The 19,573-nt window shown below is 71.7% G+C and carries 13 protein-coding genes, 1 pseudogene and 1 riboswitch; of the genes and pseudogenes, 4 read left to right on the forward strand and 10 right to left on the reverse strand.

The window, feature by feature from the left end; translation table 11 throughout:
- Positions 1 to 82: 82 nt before the first annotated feature.
- Genes ACFVFS_RS18890 through ACFVFS_RS18905 form a run of 4 tightly spaced genes read right to left on the reverse strand, consistent with a single transcriptional unit; the run spans position 83 to position 3,580 of the window.
- Positions 83 to 823 carry a ferredoxin gene (locus ACFVFS_RS18890; protein WP_380625484.1) on the reverse strand — a complete coding sequence of 247 codons (741 nt, stop codon included), beginning with the start codon at positions 821 to 823 and terminating at the stop codon, positions 83 to 85.
- On the reverse strand, positions 820 to 1,593 hold the full coding sequence (locus tag ACFVFS_RS18895; RefSeq protein ID WP_380625486.1) for an ABC transporter ATP-binding protein: 774 nt from the start codon (positions 1,591 to 1,593) through the stop codon (positions 820 to 822). The genes ACFVFS_RS18890 and ACFVFS_RS18895 overlap by 4 nt, the downstream gene beginning before the upstream one ends.
- A gap of 41 nt (positions 1,594 to 1,634) precedes the next feature.
- A complete protein-coding gene (locus ACFVFS_RS18900) occupies positions 1,635 to 2,714 on the reverse strand; it encodes a FecCD family ABC transporter permease (RefSeq protein ID WP_380625488.1) in 1,080 nt (359 codons plus the stop codon).
- A complete protein-coding gene (locus ACFVFS_RS18905; protein WP_380625490.1) occupies positions 2,711 to 3,580 on the reverse strand; it encodes an ABC transporter substrate-binding protein in 870 nt (289 codons plus the stop codon). Before ACFVFS_RS18905 ends, ACFVFS_RS18900 begins: the two co-directional genes overlap by 4 nt.
- 196 nt (positions 3,581 to 3,776) lie before the next feature.
- A riboswitch (cobalamin riboswitch) is annotated at positions 3,777 to 3,982 on the reverse strand.
- 556 nt (positions 3,983 to 4,538) lie between these two features.
- Between ACFVFS_RS18905 and ACFVFS_RS18910 the strand changes: the two genes are divergently transcribed.
- The gene (locus tag ACFVFS_RS18910) at positions 4,539 to 5,588 is read left to right on the forward strand and encodes a Rieske 2Fe-2S domain-containing protein (RefSeq protein WP_380625492.1); all 1,050 of its coding nucleotides are present in this window, start codon (positions 4,539 to 4,541) and stop codon (positions 5,586 to 5,588) included.
- Positions 5,589 to 5,717: 129 nt separating this feature from the next.
- Here the strand turns inward: ACFVFS_RS18910 and ACFVFS_RS18915 are convergent, their stop codons facing one another.
- The gene (locus ACFVFS_RS18915; RefSeq protein ID WP_380625494.1) at positions 5,718 to 6,539 is read right to left on the reverse strand and encodes an SDR family NAD(P)-dependent oxidoreductase; all 822 of its coding nucleotides are present in this window, start codon (positions 6,537 to 6,539) and stop codon (positions 5,718 to 5,720) included.
- 155 nt (positions 6,540 to 6,694) lie between these two features.
- Here ACFVFS_RS18915 and ACFVFS_RS18920 point away from each other — a divergent pair, with 155 nt between their 5' ends.
- Complete coding sequence (locus tag ACFVFS_RS18920; RefSeq protein ID WP_380625496.1) at positions 6,695 to 7,441, forward strand: hypothetical protein; 747 nt, start codon at positions 6,695 to 6,697, stop codon at positions 7,439 to 7,441.
- Positions 7,442 to 7,466: 25 nt separating this feature from the next.
- Here the strand turns inward: ACFVFS_RS18920 and ACFVFS_RS18925 are convergent, their stop codons facing one another.
- Positions 7,467 to 8,144 carry an FkbM family methyltransferase gene (locus tag ACFVFS_RS18925; protein WP_380625498.1) on the reverse strand — a complete coding sequence of 226 codons (678 nt, stop codon included), beginning with the start codon at positions 8,142 to 8,144 and terminating at the stop codon, positions 7,467 to 7,469.
- A gap of 694 nt (positions 8,145 to 8,838) precedes the next feature.
- On the opposite strand from ACFVFS_RS18925, the gene ACFVFS_RS18930 reads away from it, so the two are divergent.
- On the forward strand, positions 8,839 to 10,998 hold the full coding sequence (locus tag ACFVFS_RS18930; RefSeq protein ID WP_380625500.1) for an IPT/TIG domain-containing protein: 2,160 nt from the start codon (positions 8,839 to 8,841) through the stop codon (positions 10,996 to 10,998).
- Between the two features lie 81 nt (positions 10,999 to 11,079).
- Positions 11,080 to 11,187, forward strand: a pseudogene (locus tag ACFVFS_RS18935) (GNAT family N-acetyltransferase); the annotation flags it as partial.
- 604 nt (positions 11,188 to 11,791) lie between these two features.
- On the opposite strand, the gene ACFVFS_RS18940 reads toward ACFVFS_RS18935, so the two are convergent.
- The 4 genes from ACFVFS_RS18940 to ACFVFS_RS18955 all read right to left on the reverse strand — a co-directional run bounded on the left by ACFVFS_RS18940 (position 11,792) and on the right by ACFVFS_RS18955 (position 19,285).
- Complete coding sequence (locus ACFVFS_RS18940) at positions 11,792 to 13,597, reverse strand: alpha/beta fold hydrolase (RefSeq protein ID WP_380625502.1); 1,806 nt, start codon at positions 13,595 to 13,597, stop codon at positions 11,792 to 11,794.
- 1,280 nt (positions 13,598 to 14,877) lie between these two features.
- Positions 14,878 to 15,447, reverse strand: coding sequence for an SMI1/KNR4 family protein (locus ACFVFS_RS18945; protein WP_380625504.1), 570 nt, complete (start codon positions 15,445 to 15,447; stop codon positions 14,878 to 14,880).
- Positions 15,448 to 15,743: 296 nt separating this feature from the next.
- Positions 15,744 to 17,504, reverse strand: a complete 1,761-nt coding sequence (locus ACFVFS_RS18950; protein ID WP_380625506.1) for an ABC transporter ATP-binding protein — start codon at positions 17,502 to 17,504, stop codon at positions 15,744 to 15,746.
- A complete protein-coding gene (locus tag ACFVFS_RS18955; protein WP_380625508.1) occupies positions 17,501 to 19,285 on the reverse strand; it encodes an ABC transporter transmembrane domain-containing protein in 1,785 nt (594 codons plus the stop codon). The genes ACFVFS_RS18950 and ACFVFS_RS18955 overlap by 4 nt, the downstream gene beginning before the upstream one ends.
- Between the last annotated feature and the right edge of the window lie 288 nt (positions 19,286 to 19,573).

The raw sequence follows: 19,573 nt of genomic DNA on the forward strand, positions 1-19,573 counted from the left end.
TAGGTGGGTCGCCGCGGGCCTGGAACGGGGTTCACCCCGCTCCCGCTCCCGCCCCCCCCCGTTCCCGTGCCGGTGACCGTGATCAGCCGTGGTGGTCCGTCTTCTCCCTCCGGTGGCGGGGAAGCCGGTGGGACTCCACCGGCCGTCCGCCGATGACGTGCTCGGTGACGATGCGGCCTGCGGCAGCCGGATCGATCCCGCCGTACCAGACGTCGTCGGGCTGCACGCTGACGACGGGGGCCTGGTTGCAGGGGAACTGGCACCCCGTCTGGGTCACGAGCACGTCGTCGTCGCTGAGGCCCTGCTCGGCCAGCATGTGTACCAGGGCGCGCAGTCCCTCCTCCGCGCCCTTGGCCGCGCAGCGCGGGCCGCGGCACACCAGCACCTGGTGCCGGTGGCCGGGGACGTCCTCCCAGGCCGCCGACGTGAGACCGGGCTCCGCGCCGGTGATGGCCTTCGTCACCCCGGCCACCGTGGCGACCGCGTCGGGCGAGTCGGCGAGGCGGGTCGCGACGAGGAGTTCGGGCCGGTGGCCGGCGCGCTCGCGCCACCAGTGCGCGGCGATCCGCCGCAGCCAGGAGTGGGCGGGGCCGGAGGCCGTGAGGCGGACGCCGATCACGACCACGGTCCCGGTGCCCGCGTCGGCCAGCCTGGTCAGCTCGGCCGACAGGGAGGGGTCCGCCTGCTGAAGGAACGCGATCGAGGCCCGGTGCGAGGCCGTTGTCCGGAGGAGTTCGTCACGGCGGACGGCCTCCGCGACCGACATGCCGACCAGGAGCACGGCGCTGCGGCGGGCGGGGGCTTCCGGGGTGGGAAAGGTCATGGCGTCGTCCTTTCGTGGAGCAGTCCGTTCCACCGGATGTGCGGTCGGTCGTGCCGGGGGTGGCGTTCCACGGTGGCGTCGACGCCGTAGACCTGAGCGATCATGGGCGAGGTGAGCACCTGGGAGGCGGGCCCGTGGGCGACCAGTCGGCCGTGGAGCAGGACGGCGATGTCGTCGCAGTAGGCGGCGGCGAGTTCGAGGTCGTGCAGTGCGGCCACCGTGGTGATGCCCGGTCGGCGTACGGTGTCGAGGAAGCCGAGCTGGTGGCGCAGGTCGAGGTGGTTGGTGGGCTCGTCGAGCAGCAGCACGCCGGGCTCCTGCACCAGCGCCCGTGCGAGCTGGACGCGTTGGCGCTCGCCGCCCGACAGCGTCGGCCAGGACCGGCCGAGCAGGTGTCCGACGTCGGCCGCCGCGACGGCTTCGGCGAACACGGACCGCTCGTGGGCGTCGGCGGCGGTGCTCGCCGGAACGGGCCAGCGGCCGCGGTGCGGGGTGCGGCCGAGGTCGATGACCTGACGGACCGACAGCGAAAGCCGGGTGTCCGCCTGTTGCTCCATGAAGGCCACCTGGCGTGCTCGTCGGCGGGCCGTGAGCGTGTGGAGATCCTCTCCGTCCAGGAGGACCCGCCCGGCGCTGGGCCGGGTCAGTCCGGCGACCGTGCGCAGCAGGGTGGTCTTCCCGGCGCCGTTGGGCCCGAGCAGGCCCGTGACCCGGCCCGGGGCGAACGCGAGCGAGACCGCGTCCAGCAGGGTGGCTCCGCCGATGCGCACCCGAAGTCCCTCGGCACGGAGCTCGACGGGGCGCGTCGCCGTCACTGTCCGCTCCCGTCGGCCCGCCCCTGGCGCCACAGCAGCCAGGCGAAGAACGGTGCTCCGAGCCCGGCCGTGACGACGCCGACCGGGATCTCCCGGTCGGGGAGGACCGAGCGGGCCGCGATGTCGCTGCCCACCAGGAGGGTCGCGCCCATCAGCGCCGACACGGGCAGCAGGACGGCGTGGCGCGGGCCGCAGGCGAGGCGGACCAGATGCGGTACGACCAGGCCGAGGAACCCGATGACGCCGGTGTGGGCGACCAGGCAGGCGGTCACCAGTGCGGCGGTGGCGACGAGGACCCAGCGGGTGCGCTCGACGTGGACACCGAGGGAGCGGGCTGCGGTCTCGCCGAAGGCGAAGGCGTCCAGGTCGCGGGCCGAGGAGGCCAGGACCGTGACCCCGATCAGTGCGACTGCGGTCAGGAGGACGGCGGTGGGCCACCGCACGCCGGCGACCGAGCCGAGCGTCCACTCCATGACACCGCGCGCCGCGTTGCGGTCCCCGAGGACCAGTACGGCGAAGGAGGTGTAGGCCCCGCACATCTGGCCCACGGCGATGCCCGCCAGCACGGTCCGGGTGGTCGGCAGCGTCCGGGTGCGGGCGGCGGCCAGGGCCAGCACGACGACGGCGGCGAGCAGGGCGCCGGCGAAGGCCGCCGTCGCCACCGCGGCGGTGCCCACGGCGCCGGACACGCCGACGCCGAGGACGATCACGGTGACGGCGCCGGCGGCGGCCCCGTCCGAGATCCCGAGCAGGAAGGGGTCGGCCAGGTCGTTGCCGGTCAGGGTCTGCAGCACGGCGCCGCAGACCGCGAGGCCGGCGCCGGTGGCAGCCGCTCCCAGCACCCGGGGCAGCCGCAACTGCCAGACGATCTGGTCGTCCAGCAGCGTCACCTGCGGGTCGCCCAGCCCGAGACGGCGCACCACGACCTCGACCACCGTCCGGACCGGCTCGTGCTGCGAGCCCACGGCCAGACCGAGGAGCACGGTGGTCAGGAGCAGGGCCCCGGCGACGGCCAGAGCCCCCGCCGTGCGGCCCGGACCAGCGGGCCGCACGGCGGGGCGCGGTGCGGCGGTCATGAACCCTGGCGCAGTCGGCCCAGTTCCGCCGACACCCGGGCGGCGCCGTCGGCGAGCAGCACACCGGGGGTCGACTCCGAGAACGGCACCACCACGAAGGCCTTGCGCTGCACGGCGGTGAGCCTGCTCAGCACCGGGTCGCCCTGCAGGTAGTCGATCTTGGACTGGGCGGTGTCCCAGTCGGCGTCGGCCAGCACGATGGCGTCCGGGTCCGCGGCGACGACCTTCTCCCAGCTCACGTTCTGCCAGGCGCCGGGGAGGTCCGCGAAGACGTTGCGGGCACCCACGGCGTCGAGCACGAGCTGAGGCCCGCCGTGGCCGGCGCCGACGTACGGCGCCTTGGTGTCCGAGTCGAACCACAGGACCTTCAGGTCCTTGCCCGTTGCCGTCGCCGTGAACCCCGCCAGTTGGTCCTCCTGCTGCCGCTGAATCGCGGCGGCCCGTTCCGGTACGCCGAACACCTTGGCGACGTCGTTCAGTTCGCCCCACATCGCCTGCCACGTGGTCGGCGGTACCTGACTCTTGTCCGAGCAGCCGAATGGGGACAGGTAGGACGCGATGCCCTGGCCACGCAGTTCCTCCCGGGTGCCCGCGACCTTCTCGGAGTACGCGCTGGAGTAGGAGGCGTAGAGGAAGTCGGGACGGGCCGTGAGGAGCTTCTCCTTCGTCGGGTACTCCTTGGAGAGCACCGGGACGGAGTCGTAGGCCGCCTTCCACTTCTCCGGGACGGCGTTGTCGAGATAGGCCGTGCCGGCCATCCGGGACTCCAGGCCGAGGGCCAGGGCCACCTCGGTGGCACCCTGGTTGAGCGTCACCATCCGCTCGGGCGGCGCGCCGACCGTCACGGTGGTCCCGCAGTTGGCCACACCGAGCGGCTCGGCACTTCCGGCCTTCGCGGTGGGCGCGACGGGCGCGGGGGCGCCCGTGCAAGCGCCGAGCGCGCCGGTGAACAGGACGGCCGCGAACGCCCGCCCGGCACGTACCGGACCTGCGGGACGCGCGGAACGTGTGGATCGAAACGGGTACGGCAAAGCGCTGGGCACGTGTTCTCCAAAACCCTCGTGGAACATGTCGCGCCGTGGCCGGTCTCCTGGCTTCCGCATCGACGCACCGCAGCCGACCTTCCCGGGCGGCTCTTCGAGCCGGCCCAGTGGCCCTGACCGCTGGGGAAGCCGGTCAGCGAGGGCCGCGGCACTCCGCGGCAACAGTGGCGAGGGCCGCACCGGACTCAGACCGGTTTCCCGAACACCATGGCGATTGCAAGGTATCAGGCGTGTTCAGGTCGGTGTTGGTCGGCACCTGGGCGGATCGTTGGTACCGGGCGAGTACAGGGCCCACCTCTTCGCACCGTCCGGCCCCTGCAAGCGGGCGGCCCACCGGCCCGGGCCGAGCAGGCGCCATCCGGTGCAGACGACCGGCCGCCACCGGCCGCCGCGGCGTGCCCACACCGCCCGGCAGGTCCGGTCGGACCGTGCGCTGGGGCGGCAGTCCGGCCGACTGCGGACAGAGGACCTGGGCGTCCTTCCAGTCCGTCGCCCAGATCGGAACCGGCGAGGCCAGGGGTCTGAAGCCGGTCCGGAACCCGATGGAGGCCGGCTACCGGGCTGACACCACCCGGAGAAGGTGCGGCGCCGCCGCGTCACCTGCGAACCGGGCCTGATCACCGTGGCGATCAGCCCGGTCCTCCCGGCCCGGTGCCCGCGTGAAGGGGCGCTGGAGCCGAGGTTCCGTCGAGGCCGGACCGTCGGCGGCGCGGGTGATCGTGGCAGGTGTCGCGTTCGACATGGCTCGGCGGTGAACGTTTGTCTACCTACCGTGTGCCCTATGACAACCTCGGACGACGTTCCCCAGGCCATCGCCCCACGGCCCGCCCGCCCACCGCGCGCAGCGCCCGTCGGTGACGGGCCCGCGCTTCCGACGCCCAGCGGCTGGTTCTGCCTCGCCCTTTCCCGCGAACTGCGCCCGGGCGCCGTGCTGACCCGGCGATTCGCGACCGAGGACGTCGTCCTCTACCGCACCCGCCGCGGCGAGGTCCGCGCCACCCGCCCCTACTGCCCTCACATGGGTGCTCACCTCGGCTTCGGCGGCACGGTCGAGGGCGACACGCTGGTCTGCCCGTTCCACCGCTTCGCGTTCGGGGCCGACGGCGCCTGCGTCAGCGACCCTGACGGCGTGCCGCTGCGCACCCGGCTGGAACACCTCCCGGTCCTCGAACGCAACGGCTTCCTCCACGTCTGGCACGGCCACGACGACGCCCCGCCGAGCTGGGAGCTGCCCGCCCTGCCCGGCCCGGAGGTGCGGCCCACGGCGCACTGGGCGGTCGAGGTGGACACCCACCCGCAGGAGGTGATGGAGAACGTCGCCGACTACCGGCACCTCGGCACGCTCCACCGGCTGATGGTGCGCCAGGTGACACCGCCGGCCCCGGAAGGGCCGTACCTGCGGACGAACCTGCGCTCCACCGCGGGCCGGATCCCGGTCTTCGGCGGGCTCTCCTGGGAGAAGTCGACGCTGATGGCGGGGCTCGGGTGGACGCTCACCCAGCTCGAACTGCCGCGCTTCGGCCTGGCCGTCCACCTCTGGGGCCTGCCCACCCCGACCGGCCCCTGGCGCACGGTGCTGCGGGTCGCGGCGGCCTGCGAGGTCACCGACCCGGGCCGGGTACCGGGTCTGGATCTCCCGGCCGCCCGCGCGGCACTGACCAGGGCCGTCGCCCGCTCCACGCTGCGGATGACGGCCAGGGTCATCCTCCAGGACGTCCCGATCTGGAACCACAAGCGCTACGAGCCCCGGCCCCGGCTCGCCGCCGGCGACCAGTCCGTCGGCATCTACCGGCACTGGGCCCGCCAGTTCTACCCGCCCGGCGCGAACTGACCGGCCCAGCAGGCACATTGGCCTGCAGCCGTGCGGTGCCGCAGGACCAGCGCGTTCGCAGGCATCCCGGTCCGCGGCGGCGCCTCTGGGGCGGGCCAGGGGTGGGACCGATCGCCCCCGGCCGGGTGGTCAGGGCTCGGCCGGGTGGGCGGACCGGTCGGGGGCGGTGCCGGGGCGGAGGTGTTCGGGAGGCGGGGTGGTGCCGGCCTGGCTCCAGCCGCCGTCGGCGTAGAGGACGTGGCCGGTGACGTAGCGGGCGGCGTCGGAGGCGAGGAAGAGCAGGGGGCCGAGGACGTCGTCGGGGTCGGCGGCGCGGCCGAGCGGGACCATGCGGCCCCAGGTCGTCGCGTAGTCCGGGTCGTCCCGCAGGGTGCGTTCGACGACGGTGGGACCGGGGGCGACGGCGTTGACCCGGACGCCGTGCGGGGCGAATTCCACGGCGAGCTGGCGGGTGAGCGCGTTGACGGCGGCCTTGCTGGTGCCGTAGGCGGCGAGTTGGGGGATGGCGAGGGCGGCGGTGTTGCTGGAGACGTTGACGATGCTGCCGCGCCGGTGGTCCTTCATCCGCCGGTAGGCCTCGATGCAACTGAAGAAGGTGGCACGGACGTTGACGGCGAAGACGGAGTCCCACTCGGCGGTTCCGACGGCGAGCACGTCGGGGGTCCAGCCGGTGAAGCCGGCGTTGTTGACGACCAGGTCGAGCGGCCCGTCGAGTTCGTCGACGGCGGCGTAGACGGCCTGCAGGCCGGATTCCTCGCGCAGGTCCGCGTGGACGAGCCGGCAGTCGTCGCCGATCTTCTGCTGGAGGCTCGTGGCCTCCGCGGGTGCTTCGAACCAGTGGCCGACGACCTGCCACCCGGCGGCTGCGACGCCGAGGGCGACCGTGCGGCCGATTCCCGTGTTCGCCCCGGTGACCAGAGCGACCTTCCGGCCTTGTCGTGGAATGGTCACATCTCCTCCTTCTGCCGAGATCTGCTGCGATCTTCCTGTCGGGATTCACTTCGGTGAAGTTGTCCGGGATACGGCACCGAGGGTATCGCCATCCCTGCGGTGGGGGAGTTATCCTGCGGCGCGCAGTGCGTGTTTGAGTCTTTCCCGGGGGTGGCATGGAGATTCTTCTGCAGGTTCTGATCGGTTCCGTTCCTGCTGTGATTGGTTTTCTTGCGGCGAGATTCATGCCCCGCGCGCAGCTGCTGCTGCGCTACGGCTTCCTGCGGAGGCTGCTCGCACCGTACAACCGGGTCCAGATCGTCACCTCCAGCGTGGAGGTGGCCGAGTTCAGCTTCGACAACGACGGTCAGCAGCACACCCACACCAACCCGAAGAACGTCCTGTTCCTGCCGTTGGCCGAGGGGCGGGCCATCGGACAACTGATCGACCTGCTCCGGAAGGCGAACCACAAGGTGGTCATTGAACTGGTGGCCCCGGGGTCCCAGGACCCCCGGGTGCCGACGTTCTCGATCGGCGGGCCGAGCGTCAATCGGTATTCCGCCGGTGTGCTCGGCGCGGGATTCCCGGAATTCGGCATCGAGTACCCGGAGGCCAGGCGGGCCCGCTGGGCCGGCATGACCTTCGAGACGAGGCTCTCCGCAGCCGGTGAACTGATCCAGGACCACGGCTTTCTCTTCGTCACCAGGACGTCACAGCAGGCACCCTGTTTCGTGCTCTGCGGAATTCTCGCATTCGGGACGGCGATGGCCGTCGACGCCCTGAGCGAGGCCAGGCCGAAATCGCATCTGGCCGGTCTGATCAGGTCCGGGGACAAGGGATTCGTCGCGGTGGAGGGGAGGGTGACCGGGCTCGACATGAGGGACGTCAGGGTCGAGGTCTGCCGCAATCTGTCGACTTCCTGAAGCGGCGATGCGCGGCTGGGTCCGGTCATCGGGTCCAGATCGCCGAGGAGCACGGGTTCCCGGGGCCGATGCGGGGCGGCCGGACGTCCCGGAAGCCCTGGGCGCGGATCGCGGCGACGAGGTCCGGGCCGTGCTCCCGGCGCCAGCCGTCCTGCCAGAGGTGCAGTTCGATGGCCACCGACCGTACCTGTGGCGGGAGCCGGCGGAGATCGGGGAGCAGCTCGTACTCGCCTCCCTCGATGTCGATCTTCAGCAGGGTCGGCCGGTACTCGTCGAGGACCTCGCCGAGCGGCACGGCCGGCACCACCACGGACCGGCGGCGCGGGTGGGCGACCAGTGAATGCAGGCCGTGGTTGCGCCCGTTGTGCGTCCAGAGCCGTCGCGGTCCGGCGGTGGCGGCGATCGCCTCGGGCCGCAGCACGGCGCGGTCGCCGAACCGGTCGGTGTTGAGACGGAGCAGCCGGTGGTTCTGCGCCTCGGGTTCGAAGGCGATCGCGCGGGAGATCCCGGCGGTCAGGAAGCGGTGGGTGACGGTTCCGATGTTGGCGCCCACATCGAGGAGGACGTCGGACGGCCGGGGGTCCATCGCCAGGTACTGCCGGCTCTCCACCCAGATGCGCTGGTCGTAGCTCCGGGGCCGCAGATGGAGTCCGTCGGAGTTGACGGCGGGTGAGGTGCGGTCGCTGACGGATTCCGTCGTCATGGATTCGGTCGAGTCCCTCCGCGGTCGCGGTCGCATCCCTGTGCGGGGGATTATGTCACCGCCCCGACTCCCTTGCCAGAGCGCTAAGTTGGATCAACTTATGCCCTGGAGAGGCAAGTCGGAACATGTCGTCCGGGCCTTCGGATCGCTCCTGGACGGGCCGGATGAGGTTCCGGTGTTCGGCGATCCGTCCTCTTCGGGATCGAGGACGTCGACGACGGGCCCGAGGCGGGTCGCCCGGGCGCGCGGACGCCGTGCGCACGGGCGATGCGTGGGTCCGGGCAGGTGTCGGGACGCGGCGCAGCCGGGACAGGTGAACAGCGTTCCCTGTCGGGGATCAGTATCCGGTAGGAAGAAGTCGCCAATCGCCACATTCGGTCCGAATTGAACATTGGCTGTGGTGATGGCAGACCGCCTGAGAGCATTTCAGGGACTTGGCCGCTCCCGGTACCGGGAGCGTGCAAGTCGCCTGCCGCCGTGGTCCGGGGCCCGCTGCCGTGGTCCGGGCCGCGGCGGCGGGCGGGGCGGGCACGGCCCGGCGGCGGTGCTGCCGCTGGTGACGGCCCCGCCTCTGTGCGACCGCGCCGCTGTCGGTTCTCCGGGGCCTGCCGGTTCCCGCCGATGTGGCGCGGACCGGAAGGAGAGGGCAATGTCGTCTTCCCGCGTTCGTCGCAGAACCCGGTCTCCGCTTCCGATGCGCCGCTCCCGGCGCCGTTCGCTGATCGCCGTGCTGTGCTCCGCCGTCCTGGTGCTCTTCGGCGTGGTCACGCTGGCCGCCGCGCCCGCCCAGGCGAGTGCCGGGGGCCGGATGGCCTACGTCACCAACCTGCGCGGCAATTCGGTCTCGGTCATCGACACCGCCACCAACACGGTGACCGCCACCATTCCCGTGGGCCGATTCCCGGAAGGGGTGGCCGAGTCCCCCGACGCCTCCCGGGTCTACGTCGCCAACAACGGGAGCAACAACGTCTCGGTGATCGACACCGCCACCAACACGGTCGTCGCGACCATCCCGGTCGGCGTGATCCCGGGTCCGGTGGCGGTCTCGCCGGACGGCTCCCTGGTCTACGTGGGCAACAACATCGCCACGGGCGTCGGCGGGATCACCGTGATCGACGCCGCCACCAGCACCGTCGTCGCCGGCTTCGCCACCGGCAGCCAGCCCTTCAGCATCGCCTTCGCCCCCGACGGCGCCAAGGCCTTCGTGGCCAACTTCGTCGGCAGCTCGGTCTCGGTCGTCGACACCGCCACCAGCACCGTCATCGCGACCGTCCAGAACCCCGGCGCCGCCACGCCCGCCGCGGTGGCCGTCACCCCGGACGGCGCCCACGCCTACGCGGGCAACTTCAACAGCAACAGCGTCTCGGTCATCGACACCGCCACCAACAGCATCAGCACCATCATCAGCGGTGTCGGCGGGCCGGAGGGGATCGCGATCAACCCCGACGGCGCCCACGTCTACGTGACGAACGCCAACGCCGGCACCGTCTCGGTGATCGACACCGCCACCAACACCGTCACCGGCACCATCCCCGTCGGAAGCGCGCCGGTCGGTGTGGCGGCCGACGGGGCCAACAGCAACGTCTACGTCGTCAACGACGGTTCCAACACCGTCTCGGTGGTCGACGCGTCCACCAACACCGTCACCGGCACCATCCCGGTCGGCAGTGCCCCGTTCGGGATCGCCGTGACCCCCGTGCCGGTCGCCGTGACCGCGGTCAGCCCGGACCAGGGTCCGCCCTCCGGCGGCGGAACCGTCACGATCACCGGCACCGGACTGGCCGGTGCCGGCGCTGTGAAGTTCGGCGGCACCCCGGCCACGGCCGTCACCGTCGTCAACGACCGCACCGTCACCGCGACCGTCCCCGCCCACGCGCCCGGCACCGTCGACGTCACCGTCACCACCCCGGCCGGCACCAGCCCCGTGTCCGCCGCCGACCGGTACACCTACGTCGATCCCGGTGCCGATCTGGCGGTCACGGTGGCCGATTCGGCCGATCCGACCCCGCTCGGCGGCACCTTCACCGACATCGTGACCGTGAGCAACAACGGACCCCACGACGCCACGGGCACCACGGCCGCCATCACCCTGTCCGGGGCCCCGGCCGGGATCGCCTCCGCCGTCCCGTCCCAGGGCTCGTGCAGCATCGCCGCCCCCACCGTCTCCTGCACCCTGGGCAGCCTGGCGTCCGGCGCGAGCGCGACGGTCACCCTGACCCTGTCGCCGAGCACCACCGGTACGGTCACCGCCACCGCCGCGGTCGACGCCACCGAACCCGACCTCGTGCCGGGCAACGACAGCGCCGCGCAGAGCACGACCGTCGACAACGCGCTGGGGTGCACGATCATCGGCACCAACGGCGACGACACGCTCAACGGCACCAGCGGCGCCGACGTCATCTGCGGCCTGGGCGGCAACGACACCATCAACGCGGGCAGCGGCAACGACACCGTCTACGCCGGTGGCGGCGACGACACCATCGACGGCGGCAACGGCAACGACATCCTGTGGGGCGGTGCCGGCGACGACGCCCTGGGCGGCGGCAACGGCGACGACTACCTCTACGGCGAGGCCGGCAACGACACCAACAAGGGCGAGACCCTCCTCGACGTGGTGCTGTCCCTCTTCGACAACGGCAACGACCACATCTACGGCGGCCCCGGCGACGACGACCTCGACGGCCAGAACGGCAACGACGTCCTGGTCGACCACGACGGCACCGACGCGATGAGCGGCGGCCTCGGCAACGACAGCATCGACGTCCAGGACGGCATCGGAGGCGACACCGCCAACGGCGGCCTGGGCTTCGACACCTGCGCCGCCGACACCGGCGACACCACCATCGGCTGCTGACCCCGCACCACCCGGACCACCCGGGGGCCGGCCCGCGCAGTGGCGCGGGCCGGCCCTTCCGGCCGCCCGCGCCGCCGAGAGCGGATCGGCGCCCGGGGCCTGACCCGCGCCGAACTCGGCGTCGAGGAGAGCAACCGGCGCGCCCGCGCCCCCTACGAGCGCCTGGGCTACCGGGCCTTCAGCCGCGAGCAGCAGCGCCGCCGCGCGCCACCGGAACCGAGCTGGACGCCGTCACCAAGGCCTGGAAGACCGTCGGCGTCCTCTGACCTCCCCGCATCGGCACGCCCGTGCGACCGCCCCGCCGCACGAGTGCGGCGGGGCGACGGCGGTCACCCGCCGGGGGCCGGAGCGGCGGCCGCGGGGGCGGGAGAAGGGGTCTGCACGCAGTACTCCTGCTTGCCGAAGACGCCGTCGCAGTACTGCCAGAGCTTCATGTGCCACTCGGGGCCCAGCAGCGGGCACCAGTCCCTGAAACTGTGGGGGCGGCACTCCGGGGCGGGGTCCGAGTGACGGCTCGGTCTGCGCGGGGACCGATGGTGTCCCCGATCCTGACCGTGGTGGACAGGTCGACGCTGTCGCCGTCGTCGGCCTGCGGCGCCTCGAGCCGCAGGCCAATGAAGTCGCCGGGTTTCCCACCGGCGGGCAGTCCCCCGTTCCTGGTTGTGACGGCCGGGGCCTCGGTGACCAGCACCGAGGCCCCGCTGCGGGTGACGGTGACGTCCGTCGCCGTCGTCATCACGCCCTGCTCGACCGTCCCCGTGGAAGACCACGCAGCCCTCGGGCCCTGGGAATATCAGCCCAGCGGCAGCTCCAGCCTGGCCTCGCTCCCGCTCACGGAGCTGACCGTGGTGGTGGTGAGGGCGGGGAGGTCGGAGCCCGCGTAGGAGTACAGCGGGTCACGGCTGTTGACCACCAGGGCGAGCCGGTGGCCGGTCGGCAGGTCGTAGGAGGCGGCCTGGAGGGTCCAGCCGGCGGTGGTGTTGACGTTCGGGGTCAGGCCGGTGAGCGTCAACGGCTCGTGGGTGATGATCCGGGCGGTGCCGTCCGGGGCGACGTCGTACAGGTAGGCGATCACGGTGGCGGCGTCCACGCTGCTGCGCACGGTGAGCCGCACGGTGGCGGCGCCCCGGATCCGGCGGGCCACCTCGCCGGATCCGGTCAGCGGCTCGGTCGACCAGACCAGCAGCTGACCGCGCTCGAACTTCGCCGGCTCGTAGGACTTGGGGTTGCCGAACCACTCCTGCTGCCCGGTCTTGAGCAGCTCGCCCGCGACCGAGGAAGTAAGGGCCCCGGCCTCGAAGTCCCGCGACCACCCGACGGCCGGCTTGTCGGTGAGCCTGCCGTCACCGGTGCCGTCGGCGCCGGTGAGGTACCAGGCCTCGCTGCCGGTGGTGACCTCCTCCCAGGACGCGTACGTCTCGCGGCGCGCGGGGACGGTGATCAGCTTGGTGCCGCCGGGGATGGCGACCGTCTGGTAGGTGAACATGCTCTGGCTGTTCACGGCCGGCCAGTTCGGCACGTCGTTGTCCGCGCCGAGCAGGAAGTGGTCCAGCCACTCGTAGGCCTCCCGGGTCGGCACCGCCAGCCCGGGGAACGGCAGGCCGGTCACCAGCCCGGCCAGACCGGGGCCCTCGGGGGCGCCGTGGTCGCCGATCCACAGGTTCAGCCGCTTCGGGACGGTGAGCCGCTCGAAGAGGTCGAGCACCGGGTTGACCGGGAACAGCGTCTCGTGCCAGGTGTTCGAGACGAAGGTCGGGATGCCCCGCGCGTTCGTCCGGTCGACGTGGGTCGCCGGGGAGCGCTCGGTGCCCCACTCGACGACCTCGTCGAGGTCCCGGCCGTTGAGGAAGTTCTTGAGGAGCCGCTGGGTGTCTTCGTCGAACTTCTCCTCCAGCGGGCCGCCGGTGAAGTCGATCAGCGCCTGCACGGCCGCCAGGTGCCGGGTGCCGTTGTTGTACAGGCTGGTGGCGAGGTTCCCCCAGGTGCTCAGCGCGACCACGGCGGAGACGCGATTGGCCGGGTCGTTCGCGGCGACCAGCTGGCTGATCCCGGAACCGTAGGACTCGCCGAGGAAGCCGATCCGGCTGGGATCGAGGGCCTCCTGCGCGTAGTCGATCACCGACGAGCCGTCGGCCCAGTCGTTGGGCCCGGCCACGTCGACGAAGCCCTCGGAGGTCGACAGCCAGCCCTTGATGCCGATGCCGCGCGGGGAGTAGGCCAGCACGTGGTAGCCGCGCTGCGCCAGCTTGAGGTAGGCGTGGAGGAAGGGCAGCCAGCCGTACGGGTTCCACCCGGCGGGCACGATCACCACGGGGTGCGGGGCGCCGTCCTTCAGTTTGATGCTGAACGCCGACAGCCGGACACCGTCGTTGGTGGTGATCCGGGGCAGTGCGATGGTGGCGATCCGCCGCACCTCGGCCACCAGCTCCGAGAGCTCCGGCGGGAGTTCGACGCCCTCCTGGCCCTGAAGAGAGGCGAGCAACGCCTGGGATACGTCGACGACAGCCTGGCTGACGCTGTGGCCCGGGCCCCAGATGCCGTTGGTGGCGATGTCGGTGAGCGTCGCTTCGGTGACCGACGCAGTCGGGTCACTGGTCATGTGGAACCACCTTCTCTGTGAACGGATGCCGAACGGCGTCATGATCAGATCAGATGGGGAATAGCTGATGAGCTGATGGGTCATCAATCTTCATCAGAACTAGTGATTTTGATGCGAATTGCACTCGTACTCGCCTGGCCCGCGCTACGCACTCCGGAGCTCGGCGCCCTCGTGCACCGACCGCGTGCTCCTGGAGCGCACCCTCCACGAATGGCGTCCGCATAGTCCGCTCTGCCTACTGCGTCGCCGCGCACAGCACGCTCGTCCACCGGAACGACGTGTCTGCCGAGGTCGCCGACGCCATCCGTGACGGCCCGCCGGTGCCCGACGTCCGACGCCCGAAGGCCGCGGGGTCGGAAGCCGGAGGAACTGGGCGCCGCCTGTGGAGGTTTGTCGACGGCGGATCAGACACACTCGGCCTTCCTGGACCAGCACCGCGCACAGCTGTGCCCGGACCGGCCCGGTGGTCGGGCTGGCGGTCACGGCCGGGCCGAGGCCGGGTAGGCCGACGCCCGCCAGGTGGTGCGGACCGGAGCGGTGGGCGCGGCCGGGTGGGCCTGGAAGACGCCGTTGACAATGAGATCCCCGACTTCCAGATCCGACTTGAGGACTGTGGCCTGGGCGGAGAGGAGCCTCGCGGCGGGGTTGGTGGGGTCGCCAGCAGCGGCGCGGAGGTAGGAGGTGGTGTCGGATTTGGTGCCTTCGATGTCAACGGCTGGTGCCGGGCGGAGCGCCCGGGGCAAGGCGAGAAGAGGCTCGACGACGGCCGGAGGCCGGAAGCGATCATCATGTACCCCACCAGTTCGGTTGCGGCACGCGCCTTGCGGAGATCTCTGCCTGCCCGCCGGGCGACCGGCGGGCAGGCTCACCATGAGAGGTAGGCGTGAGCGATGCCACCGAGCAGAAGGAAGACGACCAGAACCCGTGGCGGCCGGTGTACACGACAGGCGCGGGCTGGAGCGAGGGCATGGCGTTCCCCTCGTCACCTGAGCGCGGCCGCCCCGGCCCTCGCGGAGTTGAAGGGTAGACCTCGGCGAGCCGGGACTTCGCCTTGTCCTGGGTGGCGAATCCGGACTCCTCGGTCTGCCGTCCGGCCGCGTGGCGGTAGCGGATCTTGTACTCGTGCGGGCACCTCGGCCACCGGCTCTCGGGGTGCTCGCACTCCTTGAACAAGCTGCCTATGCCGCAGACGAGGTTCGGAACGTCAAGGCTGACGAGGCTGATTGTCGTTCCAAGGTGAGGGCGGCTTGGCAATGGCCGTCATCCAGTCGAGGACCGTCTCACGACCAGGCAAGTCGTCCTTCGGTGAACCGGCAGACCGGGGAGCTTCCATCAGCGATCCTCGTCAGCGTCTCTGCCACGGAGTCGAAGTACTGGGCCATCGACTCGTACTCGCCCGTGACCGTGATCCCACCCACGAACCAGTTGCCGACACGCCCGTCCCGCACATCGATGAACTTTCCTCTCCAGCCGTCCTGGTCGGACAGGAACGGGATCCACTCGTTACGCCAGAACGGGTAGTCCGGCTGGTCCGGAGGGTCGAATCCACAGGGCGTCGAGCGGTTCGCGTAAAGCCTCTCCATCGCCCGGATGCCCAGAAAGAAGCTTCCCTCGTCGGGGAACCCGTCGAAGCCGCAGCACATCACGTCGTCGTCGACGTCCTCCTCCGGCAGATCCGGATTGTTCTGCAACAGCCACGTCCGCAGGTCCACATGCAGGGAGATCCCCATCCGCTCTTCGGCTGCCGCGAGCATCTGCTCCGTAGCGGGCCCCGGCAGATCCGCGTGATCGGCCGGCGCGTGCTCCCGAAGAAGACTCATCACACGCGACCAACTCTCAGCCACACTCATCGCCCTCTGCCCTCTCTGCAGGGATGTCTCCGTCCGACTACGCCACTGCGGAGGTTGAGAAGTATCGGCCGGAGAACCATGCAGGGATGGTACTTCGAGCGCGTGTTCCACTCACCCCCATGATCGTCTTCCGCCCCGAAGCGCAGGGTCGGCCCCTCAGCGAAGTGCCCGCCCGCGACTTTCACGGACAAGCCACGGTCGTCCTGCTCCGTCATGTGCCGCAGACGCCACTGGCGGACCAAACGAGTACGCCCCCGGGGAGCGGACTCCCCGGGGGCGTACGGCCTGCCCAATGCTCAGCTGTCGCCGTTCCACGACCGCCACAGGTCCGCGTACGGCCCGCCCGCGCCGATCAACTCCTCGTGGGTGCCCAGTTCGACGATGCGGCCGGACTCCATGACGGCGACGCGGTCGGCGTCGTGAGCGGTCTGCAGCCGGTGGGCGATGGCGATGACGGTGCGGTCCGACCGGACGGCGGCCACGGCCCGCTCCGCCTGCCGGGCGGTCGTGGGGTCGAGCAGCGACGTGGCCTCGTCCAGGATCAGGGTGTGCGGGTCCGCCAGGTGCACCCTGGCCAGGGTGAGCTGCTGTGCCTGGGCCGCCGCCAGTTCGAGCCCGCCCGAGCCCAGCGGGGTGTCCAGGCCCTGCGGCAGTTCGGCCACCCAGTCCGCCTCCACCGACCTCAGCGCCGCCAGGACGGCCTCGTCGTCGGCTTCGGGCGCGGCCATGGTCATGTTGTCGCGGAGGGTGCCCATGAACACGTGGTGCTGCTGTGTGATGAGGACGATGCGGTTGCCCAGTTCGCCCGCCGCGGCCAGGTCGGTGACGGGAACGCCGCCGACCAGGACGTGGCCGGTGTCCGGGGCGTCCACGCCCGACAGCAACTTGCCGAGGGTGGACTTGCCGGCTCCCGACCGGCCGACCACCGCCAGTCGTTCACCGGGACGGACCAGCAGGTCCACGTCCTTGAGGACCTCGTGCCCGGGGACGTAGGAGTACCCCGTGCCCTTGACCTCGATGAGGTCGTCCGCCGGGGCCGGCACCGGAGCGTCAGCCGTGTGCGACACCAGTCCGACCCCCTTGATGCGGGCGAACGAGGCGCCGCTGCGCTGCAGTTGTTCCACCCAGAAGAGCATCTGGTTGAGCGGGTCGACCAGCTGCCACATGTAGAGGCTGCCCGTCACCACGACGCCCAGCGGGATCGCCCCGTCGAGGTAGCCGAGCCCGCCCACAAGCAGGATGAGCGCCATGGGCAGGATGTGCGCGAACTCGGTGACCGGGAACAGCACCGTCCGCAGGGAGAGGGTGCGCATGGCGGCGTGGTAGGTGGTGTCGATGGCTTCGTCGAGGGCGCTGTTCCGCCGGGTGCGCAGTCCGTAGGCCTCGACGGTCCGGGCGCCGTGTGCGGTGGAGTTGAGGATCTCGGAGACGTCGCCGGCCGCCGCTCCCTCGGCGAGGTAGGCCTCGCGGGAGCGCGCGAGGTACCAGCGGCTCACGCCCCACACGAGCGGCAGTCCCACCAGCGAGCAGAGCCCGAGCAACGGGTCGAGGAGGAAGACCGCGGCGAAGACGACCACGACCTGGACGCCGGCGATGAACATGTCCGGAGCCGCGTTCCGCAGCGTGGCCGCGACGGTCGAGACGTCCAGGGTGGCGCGGGTGACCAGGTCGCCGGTGCCCACCTCGTCCGCGATGCGCCCCGGCAGTGAGAGGGTGCGGTCGACGACCTCCTCGCGGAGCCGGGCGAGCGCGCGCTCGCCGAAGCGGTGGGAGAGGCCCCGCGCATAGCGCGTCAGCACCAGCCGGGCCGCCGCGAAGCCCAGGACCGCCGCGGCCAGTCCGTCGACCCCGGAGACGGACAGGTCACCGGACTCGACCCTGGTCACGATGCGGCCGAGGAGCCAGGGGCCGGCCGCGCCGGCGAGCGCGGCGAGGCAGGTCAGCAGCAGCATCCAGAAGACGGCGCCCGAGTCGTCCTTCAACAGCTGAAGGCCGGCCCGGCGGACCGTCCTGGCATCGGCGATCGGCAGGCGGGGCGTCTCGTCGGAGCGGCTCATCGGGACTGTCCTTCCAGGGGCTGCGCCACGGCGGCTTCGGCAGGGGTCTCGGTGCCGCCGCGGAACACCAGTGCCGCGTATCCCGGCTGGTCGGCGAGGAGCTCGCGGTGCGTGCCGGTCGCCCGCACCTTCCCGTTCACGAGGTAGGCGACCTCGTCGGCCTGGCCGAGCACGAGCGGCGACGTGCTGACGACGAGGGTGGTCCGCCCGTGCCGGTGCGCTGCCACCCGGGCGGCAACCGTCGCCTCGGTGTGCGCGTCCAGCGCGGACGTCGGCTCCACGAGCAGGAGCACCGCCGGGTCCGCGAGCAGGGCCCGGGACAGCTGCAGCCGCTGGCGCTGTCCCCCCGAGACGTTGCGGGCCTGGTTCTCCAGGCGGGCGTCGAGCTCGTCGGGGAGCGCCTCGACGACGTCCTCCGCGGCGGCGGCGTGCAGCGCCCGCCGGATGTCCTCGTCGGAGCGGTCGCCACTGCCGGAGACGACGGACCGCAGGGGGCCCGCGAAGACGTAGGCGTCGTTGTCCGCGAGCAGGATGTGCCGCCTGAGGGCCGTGCGGTCCCAGGCGGACAGTTCGACGTCCCCCCAGGAGGCCTCGGAGTCCGTGTAGCCGGCCAGTCGGTCCACCACGGCGCACGGCTCGTCGGGACGGGCGCCGACCAGGGCCGTCATCTTCCCCGGGGTCAGCAGCAGGCCCGACACGGGGTCGTGCAGCGGGCCGGGGGCGGCCGGTGCGTCGAGCCGGGTCCGGTGCTCCTCGGGAGCCGGGGCGAGTGCCAGGATGTCGACCACCCGCCGTGCGGAGACGAGCCCGCGCGGCAGGTCGTCCGCCCCTTCGATGAGCGACGAGACGGGTACCAGCAGAGCGGCGACGTATCCGTAGACCGCCACCAGCTCACCCACGGTGATGGCCCCGCTGACCGCCATCCGCGCGCTGATCCACGTCACCACGGCGAGGAAGACCATCGGCAGGCAGGCGGTGAGCGCCTGGACCCAGCTGGTGATGGCGGCGACGCGGTAGCCGAGGGGGACCAGGGCCTGGGAGCGCTGCCGGTACCGCGCGGCGAACAGGGGCTTGCCGCCGATGCCGTTGAGGACGCTCAGGCCGGCCGCCAGGTCACCGGCGAGAGCGGTCAGCGCACCCTGGTCCTCCCGGTAGCGGCCTTCGGCGCCGTGCAGCTTTCCCAGCAACGGGCCGACGGTCAGGGCCAGGGCCGGGACGCCGAGGAGGACCACCACGGCGATGACGGCCGATATCCGGACCAGCAGGACGGCGGTCGCGGCGTACGCGACGACCGCGCCCACGCCGGGCCCGGTGATGGTCAGTGTCTGGGCGATCCTGCTGATGTCACCGGCCTGGAGGTGCGTGAGCTCACCCGCGGACACCTGTCGGGGCAGCGCCGACCCGAGCAGGGTGACGTGCCGCGTGACGACCTGGACCGTCCGGTAGGCCGCGTCCACCCGGATGCGCGTCATGGTGCGGTGCCGCAGGATCCCGAGGATCGCGATCCCCGCCCCGGTGACGACCACGACTCCGATCCAGCGGAGCAGCATCCCGGTGTCCCGGGCCTTGAGCCCCTCGTCGATCGTCCTCGACAGCACGTACGGGGGAAGCATGAGCGCACACATCCAGGCGGTGCCCCACAGGGTGCCGAGCAGTACCCGCCTTGACTGACTCGTCGTCAGCCACCACAGGAACCGCAGCGGGCTCCGGTGATCAGGCAGACCCGGGGAGTCGTAAGGGACCCGGCGCTTGCCATCGGGCAGGTCTGGTCCGTGGATCATCTCGGCCGTCCTTGCGTGGGAATGAGGGGCGCCGGCGATTGGTTCGGCTGCGACGCACCACGCGCCGGACGCAAGAAAAGCCATACGGTCGAGGGGCCGTATGGCGGGAATTCACAATGCGTCAACGTGGAACCCATGCTCGTGGCGCACCGAAGCCTTGTCAATGGTCGCCCGGTGAGCGGTGGCCGGTGCAGGCCGCCTGCGGATCGCCTCCGAACCGATGGTGGAGGAGCGCCACTTCGAACCGTGCTCCGGACAGGGGGCGGGCGGCGGCCGGAGGCCGTCGGT

It is taken from the genome of Kitasatospora sp. NPDC057692, from assembly GCF_042799475.1.
GTDB lineage: Bacteria > Actinomycetota > Actinomycetes > Streptomycetales > Streptomycetaceae > Kitasatospora.

What these genes read in the sequence shown, in the direction of transcription:
- ACFVFS_RS18925 (WP_380625498.1), bottom strand. Translation starts at nt 8,144, where the DNA reads ATGACGACGGAATCCGTCAGCGACCGCACCTCACCCGCCGTCAACTCC.
- ACFVFS_RS18890 (WP_380625484.1), bottom strand. Translation starts at nt 823, where the DNA reads ATGACCTTTCCCACCCCGGAAGCCCCCGCCCGCCGCAGCGCCGTGCTC.
- ACFVFS_RS18945 (WP_380625504.1), bottom strand. Translation starts at nt 15,447, where the DNA reads ATGAGTGTGGCTGAGAGTTGGTCGCGTGTGATGAGTCTTCTTCGGGAG.
- ACFVFS_RS18940 (WP_380625502.1), bottom strand. Translation starts at nt 13,597, where the DNA reads ATGACCAGTGACCCGACTGCGTCGGTCACCGAAGCGACGCTCACCGAC.
- ACFVFS_RS18950 (WP_380625506.1), bottom strand. Translation starts at nt 17,504, where the DNA reads ATGAGCCGCTCCGACGAGACGCCCCGCCTGCCGATCGCCGATGCCAGG.
- ACFVFS_RS18930 (WP_380625500.1), top strand. Translation starts at nt 8,839, where the DNA reads ATGCGCCGCTCCCGGCGCCGTTCGCTGATCGCCGTGCTGTGCTCCGCC.
- ACFVFS_RS18910 (WP_380625492.1), top strand. Translation starts at nt 4,539, where the DNA reads ATGACAACCTCGGACGACGTTCCCCAGGCCATCGCCCCACGGCCCGCC.
- ACFVFS_RS18955 (WP_380625508.1), bottom strand. Translation starts at nt 19,285, where the DNA reads ATGATCCACGGACCAGACCTGCCCGATGGCAAGCGCCGGGTCCCTTAC.
- ACFVFS_RS18900 (WP_380625488.1), bottom strand. Translation starts at nt 2,714, where the DNA reads ATGACCGCCGCACCGCGCCCCGCCGTGCGGCCCGCTGGTCCGGGCCGC.
- ACFVFS_RS18920 (WP_380625496.1), top strand. Translation starts at nt 6,695, where the DNA reads ATGGAGATTCTTCTGCAGGTTCTGATCGGTTCCGTTCCTGCTGTGATT.